The organism is Streptomyces sp. NPDC001902, from assembly GCF_042891295.1.
In the GTDB taxonomy this organism is placed as follows: Bacteria; Actinomycetota; Actinomycetes; order Streptomycetales; family Streptomycetaceae; genus Actinacidiphila.
Genome location: NZ_JBIATA010000001.1, coordinates 608,774 through 633,703 on the forward strand (window position 1 = coordinate 608,774; position 24,930 = coordinate 633,703).

Genomic DNA, 24,930 nt, shown 5'->3' on the forward strand with positions numbered 1-24,930 from the left:
GTCGTCATAGGCTGGGCGGATGCCGAATGCATCCGTCGCGCCCGCCGTACGCGTCCATGGACTGTGGAAACGCTTCGGGCAGCAGATCGCCGTCGCCGGGATCGATCTGACCCTGCCCGCCGGGCACTTCGTGGGGATCGTCGGACCCAACGGCGCGGGCAAGACCACGACCCTGTCGATGGTGACGGGCCTGCTGCGGCCCGACGACGGCCTCATCGAGGTCGGCGGTGCCGACGTCTGGCGCGACCCGGTCGCCGTGAAGTCCCGCATCGGCGTCCTGCCCGAGGGGCTGCGGCTCTTCGAGCGGCTCACCGGCCGCGAACTGCTGGCGTACACGGGCCGGCTGCGCGGCATCCCGGGCGCGGAGACCGACCGCCGGGCCGCCCAGCTGCTCGACGTCCTCGACCTGGCCGGCGCCGCCAACAAGCTCGTCGTGGACTACTCGACGGGCATGCGCAAGAAGATCGGCCTGGCCGCGGCACTGCTGCACAATCCCGAAGTGCTCTTCCTGGACGAGCCCTTCGAGGGGGTCGACCCCGTCTCCGCCCAGGTCATCCGCGGGGTGCTGGAGCGCTACACCGGCTCCGGGGCGACCGTCGTCTTCTCCTCGCACGTCATGGAGCTGGTGGAGAGCCTGTGCGACTGGGTCGCGGTGATGGCCGCCGGCCGGATCGTGGCCCAGGGCCCGCTCGCCGAGGTGCGCGGGCAGGCGCCGACGCTGCAGGACGCCTTCCTGACCCTGGTGGGCGCCCGGGACCGCGGCCCGGGGCAGGACCTGGACTGGCTCGGCGGGGCGAACGCTCCGGCGGCGCGGGGCGCCGGGCAGGGCGGGCAGGGCGGGGGCGGCGCGGACGACATGGACGGGCCGGCCGGGGCGAGCCGGTCGTGACGGGCACCTTCGTACGGCTCAAGCTGTCGGTCCTCCGCAACGGGTTGCGGCAGTCGACGGGTCGCCGGGTCGGCTGGATCATCGGCAGCCTGGTGTCCCTGCTCTACGCGCTGGGCCTGGGCGTGGGGCTGGTCGCCCTGCGCGGGAACGACTACGCGCCCTCGGCGGCCATCGGCGTGGCGGTCGTGCTCGGAGTCGGCTGGGCCGCCATGCCGTTGTTCGTCTTCGGCGGCGACGACACCCTCGACCCGACCCGGCTGGCGATGCTGCCGCTGCGGCCGCGGCCGCTGATCCGGGCGCTCCTGGTGTCCTCGCTGGTCGGCGTCGGGCCGCTGCTCACCCTTCTGGTGGTGGCCGGCGCGGCGGTGTCCGTCGTGGCGGGCGCCGCCTCGGCGGTGGCGGCGGTGATCGCGGTGCCGCTCACCGTGCTGCTGTGCGTGGCCCTGTCGAGGGCCGTCGCCGCGGCCAACACCCGGTTGCTGACCAGCCGCAAGGGACGCGACCTGGCGGTGCTCAGCGGCCTGCTGGTCGCGGTGGGCGCCCAGTTGGTCAGCCTGGGCGCCAACGCGCTCACCTCCGGGCACGGCCTGGAGCGGATCGGCGCCCTCACCTCGGTGCTGCGCTGGCTGCCGCCGGCGTCGGCGCTGGACGCGGTGCGGTCGGCGGGGGAGGGCGGGTACGGGCTCGCGGTCGCCGAACTCGCCTGGACCGGTGCCGTGCTGGGGCTGGTGCTCGTGTGGTGGTACCGCAGTCTGGACCGGCTCATGACCCGCCCGGACGCCTCCACCGTGCAGGCGGGCCCGTCGAGGGTCCGGGAGACCCGGTTCCGGCTGCTCCCCGAGGGGCGCACCGGCACCGTCATGGAGCGCCAGTTCCGCTACGCCTGGCGCGATCCGCGGACCAAGGCCGCCTGGGCCACCGCCCTGGCCCTGGGGCTGCTGCTGCCGCTCGTCTCGGCGGTCCAGCAAGGCAGCGTCTACACCGCCTGCTGGGCGGCCGCACTGCTCGGGCTGCAGATGTACAACCAGTTCGGCATGGACGGCTCCGCCTTCTGGACGGTCGCCGCGACCGTCTCCTCCCGCACGGACGCGTACGCGGAACTGCGCGGGCGGGCGCTGGCGATCGCCGTGGTGGGCGTCCCGTACGTGGCCGTCGTGACCATCGGCGCGGCCTTCCTGCTGGGGCGGGCCGACGCGGCGGCCGAGACCCTCGGGCTCTCCTTCGCGCTGCTGGGGGCGCTGATCGCCACCGGCGCCTGGGCGAGTGTGCGCTTCCCCTACTCCATGCCGCAGGAGAACCGCTTCGGCAGCGCCGCCGCGCCGGGCCAGGGGAGCCTGGCCTGGCTCAGCCTCGCCGGGGGCGCGGTGACCGGCGCGGTGATCACGCTTCCCGTGCTGGGCGTACTGATCTGGCTCCACGTCTCGGGGCGGCACGGCGCGCTGTGGCTCGTCCTGCCGCTGGGCTGCCTCTACGGGGCCGCGTTCGCGGTGCTGGGGGTCCGCACGGCGGCGCCCCGCCTGCTGGGCCGCCTGCCGGAGGTGCTCACGGCGGTGAGCAAGGGGTAGCCGCCGCCGGGCAGGCTCCGTGCGGCCCGGGGACCCCTGGGCGACATGGCCTAGAGGCGTGACAACGATGCCGTGGCGTGCAGGACGTCCCGGATCGCCGCGTGGTCCCCGTCGCGCCCGGCGGCGACGCGGCTGGGCGCGATGTGGCCCGCGGCCAGCTGGCAGAAGTCGAGCTGGTCGACGGCGATCTCGGCGACCACCGTCTCCGGGGTGCCGATCGCGCCGGGCGAGTCCAGGGAGATGTACCAGTGGCCGCCGCCGGAGCCCTCGACGTGGAGGTCGAGGGTACGGCCGGGCGCACCGGCCCGTACGAGACGGGCGGTGGACTCGGCCCGTCCCGCCTGGCGGAGCGCGGCCAGGGCGGTGGGCAGCATCCGGGCCGCGAGGTCGATCATGCGGTTGAGGTGCGGCGCCGCCGGCGGCCCGTACTCGGGGTAGTCCAGGGCCTGCGCGATGTCCTCGGCGTGGATCCAGCACTCGAAGGCGCGGTCGATCAGGGCGTCCCGCATCGGCACGACGGCGTCGGTGAAGTCCACGGGCAACCCGCCGGTCGCGGAGCCGGCGAAGGACAGCGTCCGCACGATGTCCCGGGTCTGGGTGCGCCACTTGTTGCGGACGAAGGCGTGCGTGTGGCGGCGGCAGCGCTCCCCGGCGAGTTCGGTGCGCTCCAGGCGGGTGCGGGGCGCGCCGGGGCCGAGCGGGTCGTCGAGGCCGAGCGCGGTGGCCACGACCCCGTCCACCGAGCCGAGATGGGCCAGGACGCCGCAGAGCGTCAGCTCGCGTGACCCGCCCGCCCAGACCAGCTTGACGGGCATGTCCCACTCGGGTTCGCCGAGGTCGGCGAGGAGCGCGTCGAGGCGCGCGGTCTCGGCGTCGTACGGCGCGGCCCATCCGGGGACGGGGATGCGGGCCGGGCGGCGGCCCAGGCAGCCCTCCAGGACGCGGGCGCGCAGCAGCGGGTCGAGGTCGAGGGACTCCTCCTGGTGCAGCAGGCCCACCGCGCGGCGCAGCCGCACCGCCTCCTCGGCGCAGGGCGCGCAGTCGGTGAGGTGGACCTCGACGGCGCAGGCCTCGTCACGGGAGCAGGCCGACAGTGCCCACGCGCCGAGCAGGGAGCGCAGCACGCGGTGGTCGTACTCCGGGGGTCCGGGCCGCACGGGCTCCTTCTCCGCTTCTCGCTCCGGCTCGTGCGCCGTCTTCGCCACCTCGCGCGCGGGCACGTCCGGCGAGGACGGGGGCGCGGCAGGCCGGGCCTCGGGCAGCGGGCCGTCCTCGGCGGCGCCGCGGGGCATCGGCACACGGGGCAGGTTGGTCCCGGGCGGGGGAGTCTCGCCGTTCTCGGCCGGTCCGTTCACAGGGACCTTCCCTGGGGCGAGGTGTCCTGCGCGGCGGTGGACAGCAACTGCAGCCCGAGCCGGAGGCGGCGCCGCGCCTCGTCCTCGGTGACCCCGAGGTCGGCGGCGGCCTCGCGGTAGTCCATGCGGCGGCGGTAGGCGAGGTCGAGGGCCAGGCGCAGGGGTTCGGGCATGGAGGTCACGATGTAGTCGGCGCGGGCGGCCGTCGAGGCCTCGCGGACCCTGGCCTCGACCTGCTCCGGGGTGCCGGCGCCGCGGGTCTCCGACTGGCGCAGCCGGTGGACGGCCTGGCGCTGGGTGAGGCCGGCGACCCAGGAGCGCAGCGAACCCTGCTTGGGGTCGTAGGCGTCCGGGTTCTCCCAGATGTAGCCGAAGACCTCACGGGTGATCTGGGCGGCGGCCTCCTCGTCGTCCATGACGCGGTGGGCGAGGCTGTGCACGAGGGAGGCGTAGCGGTCGTACAGCTCGCCGAGCGCGGCCTCCTCGCCGCGCGCGAGCCGCTGTTGCATCTTGCGGTCCCAGCGGGGTGGTGCGGATGCCGCCATCGCGTCTCCCCCTTTGTCACCGTCGTCCTACTACGGTCGCACTGCCTCGGATCGAATGTATCCGCCGATTGCTGCCACGTACGACGCCTTGAGGCAAGCTTCTGCCATAACTGATCGATCCTGGTAATGAGTTATCCGGGTGTGACCGGAAGATTGCGGGGAAGCGGCTCAGGCGGGGCATAGGGTCTGTACGACCGCTGCCGGGAGAAGGGCCAGACAGTGGCATTGCAGGTGGTGCAGGACGAACGGGACGGTTGGGTGGTCCTGACCGTTTCGGGGGAAATGGATCTCGTGACCGCGCCGGTGGTGCGCCAGCACGTGCATGACGCGGTGGCCGACGGGCGCCACAGTGTGGTGCTGGACCTGGCCGGGGTCCACTTCTGCGACTCCAGCGGTGTGGGTGTGCTGATCGCCGCCCGGCGGCTGATGCGGTCCTGCGCCGGGCAACTGCGGCTGATCCTCCCGCGGAACAGCCCCTCCGACGGTGTCGCGCACGTCAACCGGGTGCTGGCCGCGCTCGGCGTGCGCAGGCTCTTCGAGGTCTTCCCCGATCTCGAGGCCGCCACCGACGACGCGGCCCGGCCGCTGTCGGCCTAAGCCGTCCTTCCGCGCCGCCCAGGGCGGGCGCGGGCCCGTCAAGTGCCGTGTGAGCACTCTCACATCCTCTGTCCGCTTCGTCCATGAAGGGCCTGTGGACGCCTGATTGTGAGCTGCCGGGCGAAATCTGCGGAGGATGCACCTTTCGCCGGACCTCCGCCCGGGTTACCTTCGTGCGCAGAACACGTGTTCAAGGTTCTGTCCGGCGGGTGGGGGCGTTCGTACGGAGGTCTCCACTGCCCATGCTCGATCTCGCGGGTGCTTGGGACCACCTCTCGTGGTCCTTGCGTCATGTGCACTGGTACGGAGTGACCGTCGGGTCCCTCCTCGCCGTCAAGCTGCTGCTCTCCATCCGCCGGCGCCGCCGTCCTGAGCTCGCGTTCGACAAGCCGGTGACCCGGCTGCGCATCCACGGCGTGATCACGGTCTACAACGAGGCCCCGGCGATGCTGCGCGGCTGCCTGGAGTCGGTCCTCGCGCAGACCCTGCTGCCGCACTCCCTCACCCTGGTCGACGACTGCTCCGAGGACCACTCGGCGCGTGCCCTGGCCGAGGAGATGCGCCCGCAGTTCCAGCGCGCGGGGGTCCGCCTCGACTTCGTCCGCTTCCCCGGCAACCGCGGCAAGCGCCACGGCCTCGCCGCGGGCTTCCGGCAGGAGCCGCTCGCGGACGTGTACCTGTGCATCGACTCCGACACGCTGCTCGACCGGCACGCCGTCGCGGAGCTCGCCCGGCCCTTCGCCAAGCGCCGGGTCCAGTGCGTCACCGGGCTGGTGCTCGCCCACAACCGCGGCACCAACCTGCTGACCCGCCTCATCGACATGCGCTACGTCAACGCCTTCCTCGGCGAGCGGGTGGCCTACTCCCGCCTCGGCTCGGTGCTCTGCGCCTGCGGGTCGCTGGCCATGTACCGCGGGTGGGTCGTCCGCAAGCACCTCGACGACTTCCTCGACCAGCGGTTCCTCGGCCGCCCGGCGACCTTCGGGGACGACCGGCGCCTGACGTACTACTGCCTCACCGAGGGGCTCTCCCTGATCCAGCCGTCGGCCGTCGGCTACACCGACGTCCCCGAGCGCCTCGGCCACTACGTGCGCCAGCAGATCCGCTGGGGCAAGTCGTTCATCCGTGAGGGCTTCCTGCTGCTCGCCAAGTTCCGGCTGCACCGCATGTACTGGTGGCTGAACCTCGTCGAGCTGGTCACCTGGGTCGCCTTCACCGCGGGGCTGCTCGCGGCGCTCGTCGCGGTCCTGATGCACCCGCAGGGCTGGACGCTGCTGGCCGGCTACCTCGCCTACATGTGCGTCATGGCCTGGGTCCGGTCCGTCCACTACCTGCGCGGCGCCGCGCAGGTGAGGATCGTCGACCGGGTGCTGACGTTCCTCGCCGCCCCGCTGTACGCCCTGCTCAACATCGGGTTGCTGCTGCCGCTGCGACTGTGGTCCCTGGCGACGCTGCGGCGCACCAACTGGGGCACCCGGGCCCGGATCGAGGTCGGCGCTGCCCACGACGACATCGCCTTCCAGCCCCATCCGCAGCCCCACCTCCCGCGCCAGCGCGGGGAGACGGCTCCACCGGCGGTCGGCGCCGTCGCGCCCGTGCGCGACGCCGCCTCGTAGGCGGCGCCCGCGTTCCGCCGCCGGTCCGACCGGATCCCGCAGACCGCATGGCGTGCCCTCGGCATCGCCCCTCCACCGCGCTAGGAGCTTCCCTGTGGGTCCTGCCCGCCCCTCTGTCCGCCCCTCCGTCCGGTCCGACCGGCTCGTACCCCCGGGGCGCGGGAAGCGGAGCCACCCGGTGTGGAGGGTGGCCGGGTACCTGCTGCTCGCGGTCGCCGTCGGCGCGGGCGTCACGGCGCTGTACCCCGTGTGGCGCGAGGCACATCGGCCGCCCCCTGAGCTCACCGTCCGCTACAAGGCGGGCACGTCGGCGTCGGCCGCCACGGCCCGGCCGTGGCTGGAGGTCGTCAACACCTCGGACCACCGGGTGCGTCTGGCCGACGTGGCGGTCCGGTACTGGTACACGCAGGACGGCGGTTCCCCGTACGCGTTCAACTGCGTCCAGGCCTCGGTGGGCTGCCCGAACGTCGACGGGAGGACCGTCGCCATGGACCGTCCGGCACCGGCCGCCGACCACTACCTCGAAATCACCTTCACGAAGGCCGCGGGCACCCTGGCCCCGGGTGCGAAGAGCGGGGCCATCGGGGTGCAGCTGTACCGTCCCGGCGGGAAGGTGGACCAGCGCGACGACCGGTCGTTCAGGCCCGCCCACGACACCTTCCAGGCGTCGAAGCTGGTGACCGGCTACCTGGACGGCAGGCACGTCTGGGGCGACGAGCCCGGCGGTGACGTCACCACGTCCCCCCGGGGCCCGGCCGCAGGCGCGGCACGGCCCGCGCCGCCCTCCGGGATCGTCTTCGACGACTTCCGCTACAGCGGCCCCCGGGACCCGGCGCTGCGCGCCCACGGCTGGCTGGTGCGCACCAGCGGGGGTGGTCCCGGCATCCGCGACACGTGGTCGGCGGGAGGGGTCAGCTTCCCCACGGACGAGGACGCGCTGGGCGGCCAGGTCCTGCAATTGCGCGCCGCCACCGACGGGACGAAGCGCGGCACCACCCAGGCCGAGGTGCACACCACCGGCACGAATTTCCTGACCGGGACCTTCGCCGCCCGGATCCACTTCACGGACGAACCGGCGAGCGGCCGCAACGGCGACCACGTCAACGAGACCTTCTACATGATCTCGCCCCACCACCACGCCGAGTACAGCGAACTCGACAACGAGTACCAGCCGAACGGGGGCTGGGGCGCCCCCGGCCCGAGGCTCGACACGACGACCTGGCGCAGCGCGAGGGAGGGGGACCGGGTCACCCGGGCCACGACGTCCAGCCTCAGGGGGTGGCACACGCTGGTCACCACGGCCGCGCACGGCGTGGTGACCTACAGCCTCGACGGGCACGAGCTGTTCCGGACCGGGGGCAAGTACTACCCGACCCAGAACATGTCCGTGAACTTCAACGCCTGGTTCGTGGACCTGCCCTTCGCCGGGAAGCGCAGCTGGGACATGAAGGTCGACTGGTTCTACCACAACGCCAGGAAGGCCCAGTCCCTGACGGAGGTGGAGAAGACGGTCGACGGCCTCGCCGCGGGCGGCACGGGTTACGTGAACACGGTCCGCAAGCCCTGAGCCGGTACGGCGGCGGGGCCGGCCGGGGTCAGGAGTCGGCCGGAGCCGGGCCCAGCGTGGTGGTGCCGATCGCCGCGCGGTGGCCCAGGCCCGTCCGGTAGGCGTCCAGCGCGGCCTCCACCCGGCCGGACCGGCGCAGCAGGTCGCCCAGCAGCCGGCAGATGTCCGCCAGGTCCCCGGCGGCTCCCGCGCGTTCCAGCAGCGCCAGGGCGGACACGTAGTGCTCCTCCGCGGCCTCCGGGTCACCGCGCTCCTCCGCCAGCAGCCCGAGCAGCCGGTGCGCCCCGCCGGCGTGGACGGCGCCGCGCCAGGGGCCCAGCTCGTCCAGCAGCCGGGTCAGCAGCTCCTCGGCCTCGGCGGGCTTGCCGCGCCGCCGCAGCACGTCGGCGAGCTCCACCTCGACCTGCACCGTGAACAGCACCGACCGGCCGGCGGACAGCATGTCGCGGGCGGTGCGCAGCTCACGCTCGGCCTGCTCCAGGTCGCCGTCCTGGGAGTGGACGTAGCCGCGCATCCAGTGGCAGTGGGCCAGGTCCGTGTGCAGCTCCAGCCGCTGGAACAGCTCCTGCGCCTTCGCCAGGGAGGCCTCGGCCTCGCCGGTACGTCCCGCGACGATCAGGGTGCGGGCGATGCTGCGGTGCATCTGGGCGACCAGGGCCGGATCGCCGGCCCCGGGGGCGAGGTTGAGCGCCTGCTCGGCGGCGTGGGCGGCCCGGGCGTAGGCGCCCAGGTCGGTGTACGGCCCGATGGCCGCGATGTGCAGCATCAGCAAGGCGTCGGGGTCGGGCCGGGCGCCGTCCGACACGGTCTGCCGTTCGAGCCGGGTGATGCCCTCCTCCAGCAGGTGGGAGGCGTACCGCACCTCGCCCGCCAGCAGGTGGGACACGGCCCGGCCGCGCAGCGCCGCGGCGCGCCGGGCGTCGGGGGCCGCGGGGTCCGCGTCGAGCAGCCGCTCGGCGGTCTCGAAGTGGAGCCGGGCCTGGGTGAGTTCACCCGCGTCGAGGGCGGCGTCTCCCAGCCGGAGCAGTTCGAGGGGATCCTGCGGGCCGTCCTGCGGGCCGCTTTCGGGACCTGTGCCGGGACCTTCGTCCAGGCCGTCCCGCGCCCGGTCCTGGCCGTCCTGTGTGCCCACCGTGACCCTTCCCCTTTGGAACTCTTGCGGAGGAGGGTACGCGGCTTTGCGGCGGACGTGCCTCACGCTTTCGTAAAGCGCTCCCTGAGCTTGTACTTGAGGACCTTGCGCAGGGTCTCGTTCCGGGGCAGCACGTCCACCACCTCGAGCTGTTCGGGCAGTTTGTGGACGGCCAGGCCCGCCTCGCGGAGGAAGGCCGTGACCTCGGCGAGGGTGAGCGGTCCCGCGTCCGGCGGCTGCTCGACGACGGCGCAGACGCGTTCCCCGCGCTGGGGGTCGGGCAGGCCGATCACGGCGGCGTCGGCGATGCCGGGGTGGGCGTAGAGGAGTTCCTCGATCTCCTTGGCCGAGACGTTCTCACCCTTACGGATGATGATGTCCTTGAGGCGCCCGGTGAGGACCAGGTAGCCGTCCGGGGTGAGCCTGCCGACGTCCCCGGTACGCAGGAAGCCGTCGGCGTCGAAGGCCTGTTTGGTCAGCTCCGGGTCGGTGTAGCCCTGGCACACGGCCTCACCGCGCAGCAGCACCTCGCCGTCGTCGGCGATGCGTATCTCCATGGAGGCGGGCGGGCGGCCCTCGGTGGTGGCGAGCCGGTCGACCGGGTCGCGCGGCGAGCCCATGGTGATCATGGGGGCTTCGGTCATGCCGTAACCGTGCGCGAGGGCGCAGCCGAGGTCGCGGACCACCTCGTGGTAGAGCTCGGGCGGCTTGGGGGCGCCGCCGCCGGACAGCAGGCGCAGGGTGGGGATGATCCTGCTCCCCGCGGGCTGCTTGCGCTGCTCGGCGAGGAAGAGGGAGTAGAAGGCGGTGCTGCCGCCCGCCATGGTGACCCCGTGCCTGCGGTAGGCCTCCAGGGACCCCGGGAGCGAGAAGTGCTCCAGCAGCAGGGCCGGGAAGCCGCACAGGAGCAGCATGACCAGGTAGTCGGGGCCGCCGATGTGCGCGTACGGGAAGGCGACGGAGCCGACGTCGTCCGGGCCGAGCTCCAGGGCGAGGGCGAGGCAGGAACCGCCGGCGATGAGGCTGCGGTCGGTGTGCAGCACGCCCTTGGGCTCGGAGGTGGTGCCGGAGGTCCAGTAGATCCAGCGGACCCGCGTGCCGTCGGAGGGCGGGGCGGGAAGGGAGTCCGGGTCGGCCTCCGGCAGGGAGTCGTAGGCCTCCAGGACGTCGTGCGCGCCGAGGCGGCGCGCCATCGCGGTGTGGTCGAAGCCGCGCCACACGCCGGGGACGGCGAAGAGGGCGGGGCCGGTCTGGCGCAGGATGTGGCCGACCTCGTGGTCGCGGTAGAAGGGCATGACCGGGGTCTGCACGGTGCCCAGCCGGGCGAGGGCCGCCGACAGGACCACGGTCTCGATCCGGGTCGGCAGCTGCCAGGCCACCGCGGTGCCGGGCCGGATGCCGCGGGCCTGCAGCCCGGCGGCGACCCGTTCTGCGCGGTCGCGCAGCTGCCCGAAGGTCAGCCGGCGGTCGTCGGTGTCGAGCAGCGCCGGGGCGTCGGGGGTCAGGGCGGCCCGCCCTTCGATGAGCGCCCAGAGGGTCGGCGAGTCGCCCAGGCTTCGCATCTCTTCTCCTCCCGGTCAGCTATCTGACGTTACGTCAGATTCAGTCGCCCGGAGCGTAGGCGCCCGGCCAGGCGCGGTCCAGGGTCCGCGCGTCGCCGATGGACGCTCCGGGGCGGCGGGCGTACTGTGAATCTGACGGGTCATCAGATTCAAGGAAGGGCGGGGAGCGATGGAACTGCCCCGGATCATCAGCGTCGACGACCACGTGATCGAACCCGCACACCTCTTCGAGACCTGGCTGCCGGCGAAGTACCGGGACCGCGGCCCCCAGCCGCTGACCGCCGGGATCGGGGAGCTCGCCTACATCGGCGGGAAGTACCAGATCACGATGGACCCGGACGGCCCGCCGACCGACTGGTGGATCTACGAGGACCTGAAGTTCCCCTACAAGAGGAACATCGCCGCCGTCGGCTTCGACCGGGACGAGATGACCCTGGAGGGCATCACCCGTGAGGAGATGCGGCGTGGCTGCTGGGACCCCAAGGCCCGGCTCGCCGACATGGACCTCAACCACGTCGAGGGCTCGCTCTGCTTCCCCACCTTCCCGCGCTTCTGCGGCCAGACCTTCGCCGAGGCCAAGGACAAGGAGGTCGCCCTCGCCTGCGTCCGCGCCTACAACGACTGGATGGTCGAGGAGTGGTGCGGGGACAGCGGCGGCCGGCTGATCCCGCTCTGCCTGATCCCGCTGTGGGACGTCGGCCTGGCCGTCGCCGAGATCCGCCGCAACGCGGATCGCGGGGTGCGGGCCGTCACTTTCAGCGAGATCCCGACCCACCTCGGGCTGCCCAGCATCCACTCGGGGTACTGGGACCCCTTCTTCGCCGTCTGCGAGGAGACCGGGACGGTGGTGAACATGCACATCGGCTCGTCCTCGCAGATGCCGGCCGCCTCCCCGGACGCGCCGCCCGCCGTGCAGGCCTCGCTCTCCTTCAACAACGCGATGGCCTCGATGATGGACTTCCTCTTCAGCGGCGTGCTGGTGCGCCACCCGCGGCTCAAGCTCGCCTACAGCGAGGGGCAGATGGGCTGGATCCCCTACGCCCTGGAGCGGGCCGACGACGTCTGGGAGGAGCACCGGGCGTGGGGCGGTGTGCGCGACGTGGTCCCCGAGCCGCCCTCCACCTACTACTACCGGCAGATCTTCTGCTGCTTCTTCCGCGACAAGCACGGCGTCGCCTCGATCGACGTCGTCGGCCGCGACAACGCGACCTTCGAGACCGACTACCCGCACGTCGACTCGACCTTCCCGCACACCAAGGAGGTCGCCCTCGACCATGTGAAGGGCCTCGACGACGAGACGGTGTACAAGCTCATGCGCGGCAACGCCATCCGCATGCTGGGGCTGGAGCCGGACCGGTGGACCTGACGTACACCGAGGCGGAGCAGGCGTACCGGGGCGAGCTGCGGGCCTGGCTCGCCCGGACGCTGCCCACGCTGCCGCCCGCGCCGGACCCCGCCGACTGGCCCGCACGGCGGGCGTACGACACCGGCTGGCAGCGGCGCCTGTACGAGGCGGGATACGCAGACGTCCACTGGAACGCCGACCCGACCCGGCGGCTGATCTTCCTGGAGGAGACCGAGCTGGCGGGGGCGCCCTACGTCGGCGCGAACTTCGTCGGTCTGCTGCACGCCGGGCCCACCATCGCGGCCGAGGGGACGGCCGGCCAGCGTGAACGCTGGCTGCCCCCGGTGCTGCGCGGGGACGAGGTGTGGTGCCAGGGGTTCAGCGAGCCGGGGGCGGGCTCGGACCTGGCGTCCCTGCGGACGCGGGCGGTGCGCGACGGCGACGCCTACGTGGTCACCGGTTCGAAGATCTGGACCTCGCACGCCGAGGTCGCCGACTGGTGCGAACTGCTGGTGCGCACCGATCCCGACGCACCGCGGCACCGCGGCATCAGCTGGCTGGCGATGCCGATGGACGTGCCGGGCGTGACGGTGCGGCCGCTGCGGACCCTCGCCGGTACGACGGAGTTCGCCGAGGTCTTCCTGGACGAGGTGCGCGTGCCGGTCGCCAACCGGGTCGGCGCGGAGAACGACGGCTGGCGGGTCACGATGGTGACGCTCTCCTTCGAACGCGGCACCGCTTTCGCGGGTGAGGTCGTCGCCTGCCGGCGGACCCTGTGCGAACTGGCCCGCACCGCCAGGGAGACGGGAGCCTGGGACGACCCCGTCCTGCGGCGCCGGCTGGGCCGTCTGGCGGCGGAGTTCGGCGTCCTGTGGCGGCTGGTCCAGTGGAACGTCAGCGCCGGCGCCCCGGGCGTCGGGGGCTCGGTCCTCAAGCTGCGCTACTCGCACGCGCGCCAGGAGCTCTACGACACCGCCGCCGAGGTCCTCGGCCCGTCCGGTGCGCTGGACGCGGACCGCCCGTGGACGGCGGACCGGCTCTCCTCGCTCTCGTACACGATCGCGGCGGGCACGTCGCAGATCCAGCGGAACATCGTCGCCGAGCGGATCCTCGGCCTGCCGAAGGGGGTGTGAGCGGCCGTGGACTTCCGCCTCACCGAGGACCAACGGGCGCTCGCCGACGGGACCCGTGGACTGCTGGCGCGGTTCTACCCGGCGGAGCGCCTGCGGGAGGACGCCGCCGGGGCGGCCGCGGGGACCCCGGCGCCCCTCGACCGCCAGCTGTGGCGGGCGCTGGGGGAGGCGGGGTTCTTCGCGCTGCGGCTGCCGGAGGAGCGGGGCGGGCTCGGCCTCGGACTCCCGGAGGCCGTGCTCGTCTTCGAGGAGGCCGGACGGGTGCTGCTGCCGGGGCCGCTGGTGGCGACGCACCTGGCGGCCGGACGGGTGCCGGGGGCGGCGGAGGGCACCACGGTGGTCACCGCGGTCGACGGCGAGCTGGCCGAGTGGCTGGAGGCGTCCGACCACGTGCTGGGCTCCTTCGACAAGGCCGAGCCGGTGCGTTCGGTGGACCCGCTCACCCCGCTGCACCGGGTCGTGGGCGGCGAACCGGCCTGCGGCGGGGGAGCCAGCGACCTGCTGACCTCCGCGCAGCAGACCGGCAGCGCGGCGCGCACCCTGGAGCTCGCCGTGCGGTACGCCGGGACCCGGGAGCAGTTCGGGAGGCCCATCGGCTCCTTCCAGGCGGTCAAGCACCTGTGCGCCGAGATGCTGGTCCGGGTCGAGATGGCACGCACGGCGGTGCGTGCGGCGGCGGTCTCCGGGGACCCGGGCGATACGGCGGCCGCACGGCTGCTGGCGGAAGAGGCGGCCGTCCGCAACGCCCGCGACTGCCTGCAGGTGTTCGGCGGTATGGGTTTCACCTGGGAGGCGGAGGTGCATCTCCACGTCAAGAGGTCGTGGATCCTGCGGAGCCGGGGCCGTTCGATGGCGGAGTGTGAGGAGCAGCTCGCGGAGAGACTCCTCGACGAGACTCTTTGCTGGGGTTAGGTAGTTATGGCCGATTCGTCACGGATAAGGAGTCCCCGAGCGTCGATATCGGGTTGTGTCCGAGGTGTGACTCGTCACGCCGTGGAGTCGGAGCCTGCCTCGGGTACGCTCCATCGGGTGCGTGTGATGGCGAAACGCGACGGATGTGGCAGTGGCGGGGTCTCGGTACCCGGCGGGCTGCCTGTACCGGGCTGTTCGATTTCGCCCCGTAATGAACCCCGCACAGTATGCAGCACTCGTGCCCCCTTGCGCTGGAATATGCCCGAAGCGCTTGTTGCGGTCACTGCGGGTCAATCATGCTGGGTTGCGAAGAGGTCACGTACGGTGACCCTGCCGAGGCGCGAGGCGACGTGTCCGCCGGTTCGGATGGTGTGAGCGGTGCAGGTGCTCCAGGTTCAGCTTGAGGTCGGCCCCGACCCCGCGGAGGTGGGCCGGGCCCGCCGGTGGGCCCGCTCGCGTCTCGCGGGCTCCGGCATAGGAGCCGACGAGCCGGTCGCCGAGACGCTGATCCTGCTCATCTCCGAACTGGTCACCAACGCCGTCGTGCACACCGGCTGTCCCGCCGTGCTGCGGATGCTCTTCCGTTCCTCCGGCGCCGCACAGAGCGGCGAACAGGAGACCGTGCGCGTCGAGGTGGCCGACACCAGCGACGCGCCGCCACGGCCACGGCACGCCGACAACGACGAGACCGGCGGCCGGGGACTGGAACTCGTGGACGGCCTCGCGGACCGCTGGGGCTGGCAGCGTGAAGGTGCCGGCAAGCAGATCTGGTGCGAGATCGACCGCAGCGAGCGCCCCGCGATCGTCCCCGCGCAGTCCATGGGCGGGCTGATCCGCCGCCCCGCCTTCTGACCGTACGGACCGCCCTCAGAGCACCGCCACCGGCGCGACCGGACTGCCGACCCCGCCCACGAAGGGCTGCGGGGTGGCGTCCAGCAGGAACGCGTACCGCCCCTCCTCGGCACAGGCCTCCGACAGCGCCTCGAGATTCCAGTTCTGGCCCTGGGGCATGCCCATCTCCACCAGGTCCAGGGCGTGCACGGCGAGCCACAGGTCCTCGATCTCCGGCGGGAAGATCTCGAAGGTCAACGTGTCGTTGGCGACCGCCGCGACGTCGCGGGCGTAGAACCACTCGGGGGTGCGCACCGACAACCCCGGTGAGGGGAAGGCGTAGGCGTGCTTGTCGCCCGCCAGGTACAGCCGCATCTGACCGGTGCGGACCAGCACGACGTCCCCGGCGCGGACGGTGGTCCGGGCCAGTTCCTCGGCCGCGTCGAGGTCGTCGGGGGTGACCGCGTGGTCGCCGGGCAACCGGTCGGTGCCGCGGGCGCGGGCCACGTCGAGCAGGACGCCGCGGGAGAGCAGCGTCGTGATCTTCTCTATACCGCTGAAGGCGGCGCCACCGTGGGCGGTGATGGAGCCGGCCGGGCGGCCGTTGTAGATCCGTCCCGAGTGCGAGACATGGGTCAGGGCGTCCCAGTGGGTCGCCGCCTGCAGTCCCATGGTGACGATGTCGTCGCTGGTGGCGACCGTGTCCGGGCCGAACATCTCGTGGTTGAGCATCACCATGGTGCGCAGGGGGTTGACCCGGCCCGGGATCATTCCCGTCTGCACCCCGTCAAGCTGCAAGGGCAGCGCGAGCGGCACGCGGCGTCCGCCGCGCACGGTACCGGCCGCCGCGCGGACGACCTCGTCGGTGACCAGGTTGAGGGTGCCGGTCTCGTCGTCCTCACCCCAGCGGCCCCAGTTGTTGACGCGCTTGGCGATGTCGTGGAACTCGGCGGGGAACGCCATCGCTGCCTCCTGGTCTCAGGGCTTGTGCTGGGGTGCGTCCGTGCTCCTAAAATCTAACGGTCCGTCAGAAACTTTGAGAAGGGGCGGGACCGGACGTGGGCAACTTCCTGAACGGAAAGGTCGTCGCGGTCACCGGGGCCGGGCGCGGCATCGGGCGGGCCGTCGCCCTCGCATGCGCGGCCGAGGGCGCCCAAGTCGTCGTCAACGACTACGGTGTCGCGGTCGACGGCAGCGGACCGACCGGTGAGGTCGCGGCCGCCGTCGTCAAGGAGATCGAGGCGGCCGGCGGCGAAGCCACCGCGGTGACCGACGACGTCTCGTCGATGGCGGGCGGCGAACGGATCGTCACCACGGCCGTGGAGACCTACGGCCGCGTCGACGGAGTCGTCTGCGTCGCCGGGATCCTGCGCGAACGCATGCTCTTCAACATGGCCGAGGAGGAGTGGGACCCGGTCCTCGCCACCCATCTCAAGGGCACCTTCACCGTCTTCCGCGCCGCCTCGGCCGTGATGCGACGGCAGGGCTCGGGCACCCTCGTCGGCTTCACCAGCGGCAACCACCAGGGCAGCGTCTCCCAGGCCAACTACTCCGCGGCGAAGGGCGGGATCATCTCGCTGGTGCGCAGCGCCGCACTCGGACTGCACCGCTACGGCGTGACCGCCAACTGCGTCGCCCCCGTGGCACGCACCCGCATGTCCGCCAACGTGCCCATGGAGCTCGCCGAGATCGGTGAGCCCGAGGACGTCGCCGCCATGGTCGTCTTCCTGCTCAGCGATCACGCCCGCGACATCACCGGACAGGTCTACACGGTCGCCGGAGCCAAGATCGCGGTCTGGGCACAGCCCCGCGAACTGCGCGCCGCCTACGTGGACGGCGGGGGATGGACACCGCAGCGCATCGCCGCCGCCCTGCCCGGCTCCGTCGGCACCGACCCCATGCCGATGCTCGCCCAGCTCGAGGCCATGCGCGCCGCCGCGGCCGCCTCCCGAGGGCAGTGACGGCCCCGCACCGAGGAGAGGGCGGACCATGGACTTCACCTTCGGCCCGGAGACGGAGGCCTTCCGCGCGGAGGCCCGGGAGTGGCTGGCGGCGCACCCGGACGGCGCACCCGGCCGGGAGTGGGAGCGGGAACTCGGCGCCGCCGGCTGGATCGGCCTCGGCTGGCGCGGCGACTACGGCAACCGGCGTGCCACCCTGCCCCAGCAGGTCGCCTGGGGCGAGGAGTACGCCCGCGCCGAGGCGCCCGCCCGTTCCGGGCACATCGGCGAGAACCTGCTGGCCCCCACCCTGGAGGCGCACGGCACGCCCGACCAGCGCGACCGCTTCCTGCCGCCGGTCGCCCGCGGCGAGGAACTGTGGTGCCAGGGGTACAGCGAGCCCGGGGCGGGCTCCGACCTCGCCGGCGTCCGTACCGCGGCCGTCCGGGACCACGACGCCGACGGTCCCTGCTACCGCGTGACCGGCCAGAAGATCTGGACCTCCCTCGCCCAGGTCGCCGACTGGTGCTTCGTCCTGGCCCGCACCGAACCCGGCTCGCGCCGGCACCATGGACTGAGCTTCCTGCTGGTCTCCATGGACCAGCCCGGCAGGGTCGAGGTCCGCCCCATCCGCCAGCTCACCGGGACGGCCGAGTTCAACGAGGTCTTCTTCGACGGGGCCCGCGCCGACGCCGCCCACGTCGTCGGCGGGGAGGGCAACGGCTGGCAGGTCGCCATGTCCCTCCTGGGCTTCGAGCGCGGGGTCTCCACCCTCGTGCAGCAGATCGGCTTCGAACGCGAACTTCGGCAGGTCGTCGACCGCGCCGTCGCCACCGGGGCGGTGACCGACCCCGTGCTGCGGGACCGGCTGGTGCGCCAGTGGGCCGAGTTGCGCACCATGCGCTGGAACGCCCTGCGCACGCTGGGCACCGTCGACCCGGCCGCCCCGAGCGTCGCCAAGCTGCTGTGGGGCGGCTGGCACCAGCGGCTCGGCGAACTGGCCGTCGCCGTCCGCGGCGCCCCCGCCGCGACCGGACCAGCGCCGTGGGAGCCGGAGCGGCCCTACGAACTCGACCAGGCCCAGCGCATGTTCCTCTTCAGCCGCGCCGACACCATCTACGGCGGCTCGGACGAGATCCAGCGCACGATCATCGCCGAGCGGGTGCTCGGCCTCCCGAAGGAGCCTCGCGGATGAACAGCGACGGGACGTACGGCCATTGGATCGGCGGCCGGTGGCACGAACCGGCCGGAGCGCACTATCCAGTTGTCAATCCGGCCACGGAGGAGACCGTCGGGCACGCCCCCGAAGCGGGCCCGGCGGACGTGGACGGCGCGGTGCGCGCAGCCCGGGATGCGTACGAGGGCTGGTCCCGTACGAGCCCGGCGGAGCGCGCAGCGATCCTGGAGCGGATCGCGGACGTCCTCGCCTCGCGGTCGGCGGATCTCGTACCGCTGCTCCAGCAGGAGACGGGAGCGACGATCCGTGTCGCGTCGAGCATGCAGATTCCTACGGCGGTGGACCGCTTCCGGCGCTACGCACGGGGCGCGCTGGAACCGGACACGATCCCCTTCGCGCCGCAGCCCGTGAAGGCCTCGCCGCTCGCCCCCGGCGGGCTGGTCAACGCGGCGGCGGCACGGCGTCCGGTGGGCGTCGTCGCCTGCATCACCTCCTACAACTTCCCCCTGGTCAACCTGGCCGGCAAGGTCGCCCCCGCCCTGGCCGTGGGCAACACCGTCGTCGCCAAGCCCGCGCCCCAGGACCCGCTGACCTGCCTGCTGCTCGGCGGGATCATGCGGGAGGCGGGCCTGCCCGACGGGGTGTTCAACGTCATCACCGGCTCGGGCGCCGCGGCCGGTGAGGCACTGGTCGCACACCCCGGCGTCGACATGATCAGCTTCACCGGCTCGACGGCGGTCGGGCAGGCGATCGCCCGCGTCGCGGGCGCGTCGATGAAGCGGACCCTGATGGAACTGGGCGGCAAGGGCGCGGCGATCATCCTCGAGGACGCCGCACCGGGCGTCCTCAGATCAGCGGTATCTGCTGTCGGTTCAACATGGGCATTCCATTCAGGTCAGATCTGCACGGCGCCGACCCGTGTGCTCGTCCCCCGCGGGCGGTACGAGCAGGTGATCACCGCCCTTGAACAGTACGCCCGTTCGCTGACCGTCGGGGACCCTGTGGATAACTCCACCGTCGTCGGCCCGCTGATCACCGCCGCCCAGCGCGACCGCGTCGAGGCCTACGTCGCCGGCGCCCGCGAACAGGGCGCCCGCGTCGTCACCGGCGGCGCGCGCCCCGACCTCAAACCCGGCTACTACGTGGCCCCCACCCTCCTCGCGGACGTCACGCCCGAAATGACGGTCGCCCGCGAGGAGATCTTCGGCCCGGTCGTCGCCGCCCTCCCCTACGGCACCGAGGACGAGGCCGTCGAGATCGCCAACGGCACCCCGTACGGCCTGTACGACTACGTCTTCAGCAGCGACACCGCGCGCGCCTAGGCCCTGGCCGCCCGCCTGCGCAGCGGCAACGTCGGCATCAACACCGTGCAGCGTCACCCCGAGACGCCCTTCGGCGGCTTCAAGCACAGCGGGATCGGCCGCGACGGCGGCTCCTTCGGACTGCACGCGTACAGCGAGCTCCAGGCGGTGGTGTGGTGATGAGAGGCGTGATCTTCGACGGGACGCAGCCCGCGGTCGTCGACGACCTGGAGGTCCGGGACCCGGGCCCCGGCGAGGTGCTGGTCCGCATCCACGCCGCCGGGCTGTGCCACAGCGACCTGTCCGTCGTCGACGGGGTCATCCCCTTCCCCGTACCGGTCGTGCTCGGCCACGAGGGGGCGGGCGTCGTCGAGGCGACCGGCGCCGGCGTCTCGCACGTCTCGCCGGGCGACCGCGTGGCCCTGTCCACCCTCGCCAACTGCGGCACCTGCCCGGACTGCGACCGGGGGCGCCCGACGATGTGCCGCAAGGCCATCGGCCGTCCCGGCAGGCCCTTCAGCCGTCAGGGCGAGCCGCTGTTCAACTTCGCCTCCAACTCGGCCTTCGCCGAACTGACCGTCGTCAAGGCCGTCCAGGCCGTCCCCCTTCCCCAGGGCATCCCCCTCACCTCGGCCGCGCTCATCGGCTGCGGGGTGCTGACCGGGGTCGGCGCCGCCCTCAACCGCGCCCAGGTCGACCGCGGCGACACCGTCGTGGTCATCGGCACCGGCGGCATCGGCCTGAACGTGCTGCAGGGCGCGCGCATCGCGGGCGCCTCCCGGATCGTCGCCGTCGACACCAACCCGGCGAAGGAGGAACCCGCGAGGCTCTTCGGCGCCACCGAGTTCGTGGATTCGGCGGAGGCGGCGCGCGCGCTGCTGCCGACCGGCGCCGACCACGTCTTCGAGTGCGTCGGCCACGTCGGGCTCATCCGCCAGGCCGTCGACCTCCTGGACCGCCACGGCCAGGCCGTCCTGCTGGGCGTGCCGCCGGCCGACGCCGAGGCGTCCTTCCTGGTGTCCTCCATGTACCTCGACAAGTCCATCCTGGGCTGCCGCTACGGCTCGGCACGGCCGCAGCGCGACATCGCGCTCTACGCCGACCTGTACCGGCAGGGCCGGCTCCTGCTGGACGAACTCGTCACCCGCACCTACCCGGTGGAGGACTTCGCCAAGGCGGCGGAGGACGCCCGGGGCGGCCGCGTGGCGCGGGGCGTGCTGACCTTCTGAGGCGGGTCAGAACGCCGCCGTCGCCCGGAAGGTGCGCCGATAGGCGCTGGGCGAGACGCCGAGGACGGCCTGCAGGTGCTGCCGCATGGAGGCCGCCGTGCCGAACCCGGCCTGCGAGGCGACCTGGTCGACCGACAGGTCGCTGGACTCCAGCAGGTGCCGGGCGCGCTCGACGCGCTGCTGCGTCAGCCACTGCCCGGGGCTGGTGCCCACCTCCTCCCGGAAGCGGCGGGTGAAGGTGCGCACGCTCATCGCCTCGCGCTCGGCCAGCTCGCGCAGCGTCAGCGGCTGGTCGAGCCGGTCCAGCGCCCAGGAGCGCGCAGCGGCCGTGGTGGCCTGCTGGGGCTCGGGGACGGGCCGTTGGATGTACTGGGCCTGTCCGCCCTCCCGGTGCGGCGGCACGACCGTACGGCGCGCGCTGGCGTTGGCCACGGCGGTGCCATGGTCACGGCGTACGAGGTGCAGGCACAGGTCGATGCCCGAGGCGACGCCCGCGGAGGTGAGGATGGCGCCGTTGTCGACGTACAGGACGTCCGGCTCGACCCGCACCTGGGGGAAGAGCCTTTGGAAGTGGTCCGTGCTCGACCAGTGGGTGGTGGCGCGCAGGCCGTCCAGGTGGCCGGCCGCGGCGAGGAAGTACGAGCCGGTGCAGATGGAGACGAGCCGGGCGCCGGGGCGGATGCGGGCGAAAGCCGCCGCCATCTCCTCGGGCAGCCGGCCCTCGGTGTGCGCGACGGAGCGCTCGTGGGCGGCGGGGACGATGACGGTGTCGGCCGTCTCCAGGACCTCGGGGCCGTGGGCGACGTGGATCTCGAAGTCGGCGTCGGCGCGCACCGGTCCTGGACCGTGCGGGGAGCACGTCACCACCTCGTACAGATCGACCCCGTCGGAGTCCCTCGCGCCGCCGAAGATGCGGTGCGGGATGCCCACTTCGAAGGGGATCACACCGTGCTGCACGAGGACGACGACCCGGTGGCGCACCGGTGTGCGCGGAGCGGCGGTCGGCGAAGGCGTCTCCATGGATTCGGCCATGGCCCGATCCTTGCACAACATGGCCATCCGGCCACTCGTTCCGCGAAAGGCGATGCCGGATGCTGACCTGGTGACGCAGACTCCCGAGCTCCCTGTGCAGCCCCTGGCCGACAGGGGCCCCGACGTTCCCCGGCCGTTCCGCACGCCCCGGATCCACCGCGCGTGGTCGGTGGCGGCCGCCGCCTTCGTCACGCTCATCGGCGCCGCCGGCTTCGCCTCCCTGCCCGGACTGCTGATCGAGCCGCTGCACGGCGAGTTCGGGTGGTCGCGGGGCATGATCGGCCTGGCCGTCTCGGTCAACCTCGCGCTCTACGGGGTGACGGCGCCGTTCGCCGCCGCGCTCATGGACCGCTTCGGCATCCGACGGGTCGTCGCGGCGGCGCTCGTCACCATCGCGACAGGTGCGAGCCTGACCGTCTTCATGACCGCGAGCTGGCAGCTCGTGCTCCTGTGGGGCGTGCTCGTCGGGCTGGGCAGCGGCTCCATGGCCCTGGCCTTCGCGACCACCGTCACCAACCGCTGGTTCGAGGACCGGCGCGGCCTGGTCACGGGCATCCTGACGGCGGCCGGCGCGGCGGGACAGCTGATCTTCCTCCCCCTGCTCTCCGTCATCATCGAGCACGCGGGCTGGCGCTCGGCGGCCCTCACCGTGGCGGGCGCCGCGGTCGTCGTCGCGCCCCTGGTCTACCTGCTGCTGCGGGACCACCCCGCCGACGTGGGCCTGGCCCCGTACGGCGCCGTGGAGTTCGTGCCGAAGCCGCCGCCGGTGACGGGGGCGGCCAAGCGGGCGGTCAAGGCGCTGTTCGACGCAGCCCGCGGCGGCCCGTTCTGGCTGCTGGCGGGGACCTTCGCGATCTGCGGCGCCTCGACGAACGGCCTGGTCAAGACGCACTTCGTGCCCGCGGCCCACGACCACGGGATGCCGGTGACGGCCGCCGCGTCACTGCTCGCCGTGATCGGCATCTTCGACATCGCGGGCACGGTGGCCTCCGGCTGGTTCACCGACCGCTTCAGCCCGCGGCGGCTGCTGGCCACCTACTACGGGCTGCGCGGACTGTCGCTGATGTTCCTGCCCGTGCTCCTGAACGACGCCGTCCACCCGCCCATGGTGCTGTTCATCGTCTTCTACGGCCTGGACTGGGTCGCCACCGTGCCGCCCACCATCGCCCTGTGCCGCGAGTTCTACGGCGCCGACAGCGCCATCGTCTTCGGCTGGGTACTCGCCTCCCACCAGCTGGGCGCCGCCCTGGTGGCGTTCCTCGGCGGCGCGGCGCGCGACGCCTTCGGCTCCTACGACGTGGTCTGGTACTCCTCCGGGGCGCTGTGCGCGGTGGCGGCGCTCATGGCGCTGGTGATCCGGCGGCGGGCGACCCCGGGCGCCGGGGCGCTCCCGCTCGCGGCGTAGCCGGCCGGCCCCGGCTCTGCCGGGTCCCGCGGCCGCCCCTGGTGACGGTACGGGAACTGCGTGCGGCGCCGGGGCGTCCGTCCTGTGCGTGAGGGAAGCGACCAAGGGCCTCACCGCCCTTCTTGTGGCGGGCCTGGGTGCGGCGTCCGCGCTGCTGGCCTGGGCACCGCTCGCCAGGGTCAACGTCGAGGGCGGTTTCGAAGGGCAGCGCCGGGACTTGAGCGTCCTCTACGTCGACCTTCCGCTCATCGCCGCGGGAGGCGCGCTGGTGCCGCTCGCCTTCTGGCTGCTCACGCTGCGCGGGTCGCGCCGCCCCGGGCTCGCGGCCCTGGTGGCGGTGGCCGTGGCCGCCCTCGGGATCTGGGCGCTGACCAGTTGGTGGGCGCCCCACCGGGCGCCGGAGTTCACGGGCTGAGGCGCGTACGGCGGCCGCGGTCAGGGCGCGAGCCGGCCGAAGCGGCCGCGGTCAGGGCGCGAGCCGGCCGAAGCGGCCGCGGTGGAAGAGCAGCGGCTCGCCGTCTTCCGCCCCGTGGCCCAGATCCCGGACCCGGCCGATGACGACGAGGTGGTCGCCGCCGGTGTGCACGGTGTGGATCGCGCAGTCGATCCACGCGGCCACGCCGCGCAGCCGGGGCGAGCCCGTCACCGGCGCCGGATCCCACTCCACACCCGCGAACTTGTCCCCGCCGCTCACGGCGAAGGAGCGGCACAGCTCCTGCTGGTCCGCGCCGAGCACGTTCACGCAGAACACCCCGGCCCGCGCGATGCGCGGCCAGCTGGTGGACGTGCGTGCCACCATGAAGACGACCAGCGGCGGATCGAGCGACAGCGACGCGAACGACTGGCAGGCGAACCCGGCGGGTCCGCTCTGCGTGTCGTCCCCGGGCGCCGCGACCACCGTCACGCCGCTCGCGAAGTTCCCCAGTACCTTCCGGAATTCGGCCTGGTCCACCGGGGCGCGCTCGTCCGGCCGCACGGCCCGCAGTTCGGGCGGCGGCAGCGGGTCCACCCGCCCGGCCGTCGTCGCCGCCCCGGCCGACCGGAGGTAGCGGACGACGGCGACCGCCATGCCTGCTTGTCCCATCACACGGTCCATTGAAACTGACGGACCGTCAGAAGTGAAGTCCTGCGGGAAGGGCGGCCGAAGGCCGCGCGTACCGTGCCTGTCATGGGATGGGGTACGGGGTGGGGGTCCCCGGCGCGGCCCGCGGTCGATCCGTTGGGTGATGCCGGACGCGCGGCGGCGGTCTCGACGTACTGCGCGGTGGGGGTGGTCGCGGCAACGGCCCGCGTGGTCGCCCTTCCGTCGCTGAAGTCCTCTGGCGGTGCCTTCGACGAGCCGTTCGCCCTCTGCGTGCTGCCGGTGGCCCTGATCCCCCTGTTGGCCTTCGCGGTGGCCGCCTCGCTCCTGCACGCCCTGCCGGCGACGGTCCTGGGACTGCGGCTCGCGCGGCGCACCGGACGCCCCCGCTGGCTCTGCCTGCTGGCGGCGGAGGCCGCGACGGCCGCCGTCCTCGCGGTGCCGGTGGTGTGGCTCGGCGGTCCGTACCCGCTTGCGTGGCTGTGCGTCGCGGCGGCCGGTGCGGCGCCGGTGCTGGTCACCTCGTTTTACGCGGGGCGCCGGGACCCGGAGGGCAGGACCGGGTGGGCGCGGCAGCGGCAGGTCGCGGCCCAGATCTCCGTCGTGACGATCGCGGTGGTCGGGCTCGTCCTCGCGGGCGGTCTGCTGGCGTACGGCACCGGACTGCTGGAGGAGTACCGGCCCCCGCCCGGGGCCGGGGCGCCCGGGGGGTGAGC

Annotated in this window: 22 protein-coding genes and 1 pseudogene; 16 read left to right on the forward strand and 7 right to left on the reverse strand. The window is 73.2% G+C overall.

Features of this window, described 5'->3' with window-relative positions; genetic code table 11:
* Window positions 1-19 precede the first annotated feature (19 nt).
* Together ACFYYN_RS02860 and ACFYYN_RS02865 are read left to right on the forward strand one after the other, a co-directional pair.
* Entirely contained in the window at window positions 20-889 is an 870-nt protein-coding gene (locus ACFYYN_RS02860; RefSeq protein ID WP_500544425.1) for an ABC transporter ATP-binding protein, read from the forward strand.
* Entirely contained in the window at window positions 886-2,454 is a 1,569-nt protein-coding gene (locus ACFYYN_RS02865; protein ID WP_500544426.1) for a transporter, read from the forward strand. Before ACFYYN_RS02860 ends, ACFYYN_RS02865 begins: the two co-directional genes overlap by 4 nt.
* 50 nt (window positions 2,455-2,504) lie before the next feature.
* Here ACFYYN_RS02865 and ACFYYN_RS02870 read toward each other — a convergent pair whose 3' ends face one another.
* Both ACFYYN_RS02870 and ACFYYN_RS02875 read right to left on the reverse strand, forming a co-directional pair.
* Window positions 2,505-3,809 carry a maleylpyruvate isomerase N-terminal domain-containing protein gene (locus ACFYYN_RS02870; RefSeq protein ID WP_500544427.1) on the reverse strand — a complete coding sequence of 435 codons (1,305 nt, stop codon included), beginning with the start codon at window positions 3,807-3,809 and terminating at the stop codon, window positions 2,505-2,507.
* Complete coding sequence (locus ACFYYN_RS02875; protein ID WP_500330308.1) at window positions 3,806-4,354, reverse strand: sigma-70 family RNA polymerase sigma factor; 549 nt, start codon at window positions 4,352-4,354, stop codon at window positions 3,806-3,808. The genes ACFYYN_RS02870 and ACFYYN_RS02875 overlap by 4 nt, the downstream gene beginning before the upstream one ends.
* A 219-nt stretch (window positions 4,355-4,573) precedes the next feature.
* Here ACFYYN_RS02875 and ACFYYN_RS02880 point away from each other — a divergent pair, with 219 nt between their 5' ends.
* The 3 genes from ACFYYN_RS02880 (at window position 4,574) to ACFYYN_RS02890 (ending at window position 8,134) form a co-directional block, all read left to right on the forward strand.
* Window positions 4,574-4,951 carry an STAS domain-containing protein gene (locus tag ACFYYN_RS02880; protein ID WP_500330306.1) on the forward strand — a complete coding sequence of 126 codons (378 nt, stop codon included), beginning with the start codon at window positions 4,574-4,576 and terminating at the stop codon, window positions 4,949-4,951.
* A gap of 308 nt (window positions 4,952-5,259) precedes the next feature.
* The gene (locus ACFYYN_RS02885) at window positions 5,260-6,567 is read left to right on the forward strand and encodes a glycosyltransferase family 2 protein (protein ID WP_500544428.1); all 1,308 of its coding nucleotides are present in this window, start codon (window positions 5,260-5,262) and stop codon (window positions 6,565-6,567) included.
* Window positions 6,568-6,754: 187 nt separating this feature from the next.
* Window positions 6,755-8,134: a cellulose binding domain-containing protein gene (locus tag ACFYYN_RS02890; RefSeq protein ID WP_500544429.1), complete on the forward strand. Its 1,380-nt coding sequence runs from the start codon at window positions 6,755-6,757 to the stop codon at window positions 8,132-8,134.
* Window positions 8,135-8,162: 28 nt separating this feature from the next.
* On the opposite strand, the gene ACFYYN_RS02895 is transcribed toward ACFYYN_RS02890, so the two are convergent.
* Together ACFYYN_RS02895 and ACFYYN_RS02900 are read right to left on the reverse strand one after the other, a co-directional pair.
* Window positions 8,163-9,266, reverse strand: coding sequence for a tetratricopeptide repeat protein (locus tag ACFYYN_RS02895; RefSeq protein ID WP_500544430.1), 1,104 nt, complete (start codon window positions 9,264-9,266; stop codon window positions 8,163-8,165).
* 62 nt (window positions 9,267-9,328) lie between these two features.
* The gene (locus tag ACFYYN_RS02900; protein WP_500330299.1) at window positions 9,329-10,828 is read right to left on the reverse strand and encodes a class I adenylate-forming enzyme family protein; all 1,500 of its coding nucleotides are present in this window, start codon (window positions 10,826-10,828) and stop codon (window positions 9,329-9,331) included.
* A 169-nt stretch (window positions 10,829-10,997) separates the two neighbouring features.
* Between ACFYYN_RS02900 and ACFYYN_RS02905 the strand changes: the two genes are divergently transcribed.
* From ACFYYN_RS02905 to ACFYYN_RS02920, 4 genes are all read left to right on the forward strand, one after another.
* On the forward strand, window positions 10,998-12,194 hold the full coding sequence (locus tag ACFYYN_RS02905; protein WP_500544431.1) for an amidohydrolase family protein: 1,197 nt from the start codon (window positions 10,998-11,000) through the stop codon (window positions 12,192-12,194).
* Window positions 12,185-13,306 (forward strand): acyl-CoA dehydrogenase family protein, encoded by a 1,122-nt coding sequence (locus ACFYYN_RS02910; RefSeq protein ID WP_500544432.1) that lies wholly within the window; start codon window positions 12,185-12,187, stop codon window positions 13,304-13,306. Before ACFYYN_RS02905 ends, ACFYYN_RS02910 begins: the two co-directional genes overlap by 10 nt.
* A 6-nt stretch (window positions 13,307-13,312) precedes the next feature.
* Complete coding sequence (locus ACFYYN_RS02915) at window positions 13,313-14,218, forward strand: acyl-CoA dehydrogenase family protein (RefSeq protein WP_500544433.1); 906 nt, start codon at window positions 13,313-13,315, stop codon at window positions 14,216-14,218.
* Between the two features lie 378 nt (window positions 14,219-14,596).
* Complete coding sequence (locus ACFYYN_RS02920) at window positions 14,597-15,070, forward strand: ATP-binding protein (protein ID WP_500330292.1); 474 nt, start codon at window positions 14,597-14,599, stop codon at window positions 15,068-15,070.
* A gap of 15 nt (window positions 15,071-15,085) precedes the next feature.
* On the opposite strand, the gene ACFYYN_RS02925 is transcribed toward ACFYYN_RS02920, so the two are convergent.
* Window positions 15,086-16,012 (reverse strand): cyclase family protein, encoded by a 927-nt coding sequence (locus ACFYYN_RS02925; RefSeq protein WP_500544434.1) that lies wholly within the window; start codon window positions 16,010-16,012, stop codon window positions 15,086-15,088.
* A 95-nt stretch (window positions 16,013-16,107) separates the two neighbouring features.
* Here ACFYYN_RS02925 and ACFYYN_RS02930 point away from each other — a divergent pair, with 95 nt between their 5' ends.
* The 4 genes and pseudogenes from ACFYYN_RS02930 (at window position 16,108) to ACFYYN_RS02945 (ending at window position 20,696) form a co-directional block, all read left to right on the forward strand.
* A complete protein-coding gene (locus ACFYYN_RS02930) occupies window positions 16,108-17,010 on the forward strand; it encodes an SDR family oxidoreductase (RefSeq protein ID WP_500544435.1) in 903 nt (300 codons plus the stop codon).
* Between the two features lie 28 nt (window positions 17,011-17,038).
* Entirely contained in the window at window positions 17,039-18,184 is a 1,146-nt protein-coding gene (locus ACFYYN_RS02935) for an acyl-CoA dehydrogenase family protein (protein ID WP_500544436.1), read from the forward strand.
* Window positions 18,181-19,647: pseudogene (locus ACFYYN_RS02940) on the forward strand (aldehyde dehydrogenase family protein). The gene ACFYYN_RS02935 and the pseudogene ACFYYN_RS02940 overlap by 4 nt, the downstream one beginning before the upstream one ends.
* Window positions 19,647-20,696, forward strand: a complete 1,050-nt coding sequence (locus ACFYYN_RS02945; RefSeq protein WP_500544437.1) for a Zn-dependent alcohol dehydrogenase — start codon at window positions 19,647-19,649, stop codon at window positions 20,694-20,696. The pseudogene ACFYYN_RS02940 and the gene ACFYYN_RS02945 overlap by 1 nt, the downstream one beginning before the upstream one ends.
* Window positions 20,697-20,702: 6 nt before the next feature.
* On the opposite strand, the gene ACFYYN_RS02950 is transcribed toward ACFYYN_RS02945, so the two are convergent.
* Window positions 20,703-21,728 (reverse strand): GlxA family transcriptional regulator, encoded by a 1,026-nt coding sequence (locus tag ACFYYN_RS02950; protein ID WP_500544438.1) that lies wholly within the window; start codon window positions 21,726-21,728, stop codon window positions 20,703-20,705.
* Between the two features lie 70 nt (window positions 21,729-21,798).
* On the opposite strand from ACFYYN_RS02950, the gene ACFYYN_RS02955 reads away from it, so the two are divergent.
* Window positions 21,799-23,133 carry an MFS transporter gene (locus ACFYYN_RS02955; protein WP_500544439.1) on the forward strand — a complete coding sequence of 445 codons (1,335 nt, stop codon included), beginning with the start codon at window positions 21,799-21,801 and terminating at the stop codon, window positions 23,131-23,133.
* An 88-nt stretch (window positions 23,134-23,221) separates the two neighbouring features.
* Entirely contained in the window at window positions 23,222-23,548 is a 327-nt protein-coding gene (locus ACFYYN_RS02960; RefSeq protein WP_500544440.1) for a hypothetical protein, read from the forward strand.
* A gap of 51 nt (window positions 23,549-23,599) precedes the next feature.
* On the opposite strand, the gene ACFYYN_RS02965 is transcribed toward ACFYYN_RS02960, so the two are convergent.
* Window positions 23,600-24,217 carry a flavin reductase family protein gene (locus tag ACFYYN_RS02965; protein WP_500544441.1) on the reverse strand — a complete coding sequence of 206 codons (618 nt, stop codon included), beginning with the start codon at window positions 24,215-24,217 and terminating at the stop codon, window positions 23,600-23,602.
* A 135-nt stretch (window positions 24,218-24,352) separates the two neighbouring features.
* Between ACFYYN_RS02965 and ACFYYN_RS02970 the strand changes: the two genes are divergently transcribed.
* Window positions 24,353-24,928 carry a hypothetical protein gene (locus tag ACFYYN_RS02970; protein ID WP_500544442.1) on the forward strand — a complete coding sequence of 192 codons (576 nt, stop codon included), beginning with the start codon at window positions 24,353-24,355 and terminating at the stop codon, window positions 24,926-24,928.
* Window positions 24,929-24,930 lie beyond the last annotated feature (2 nt).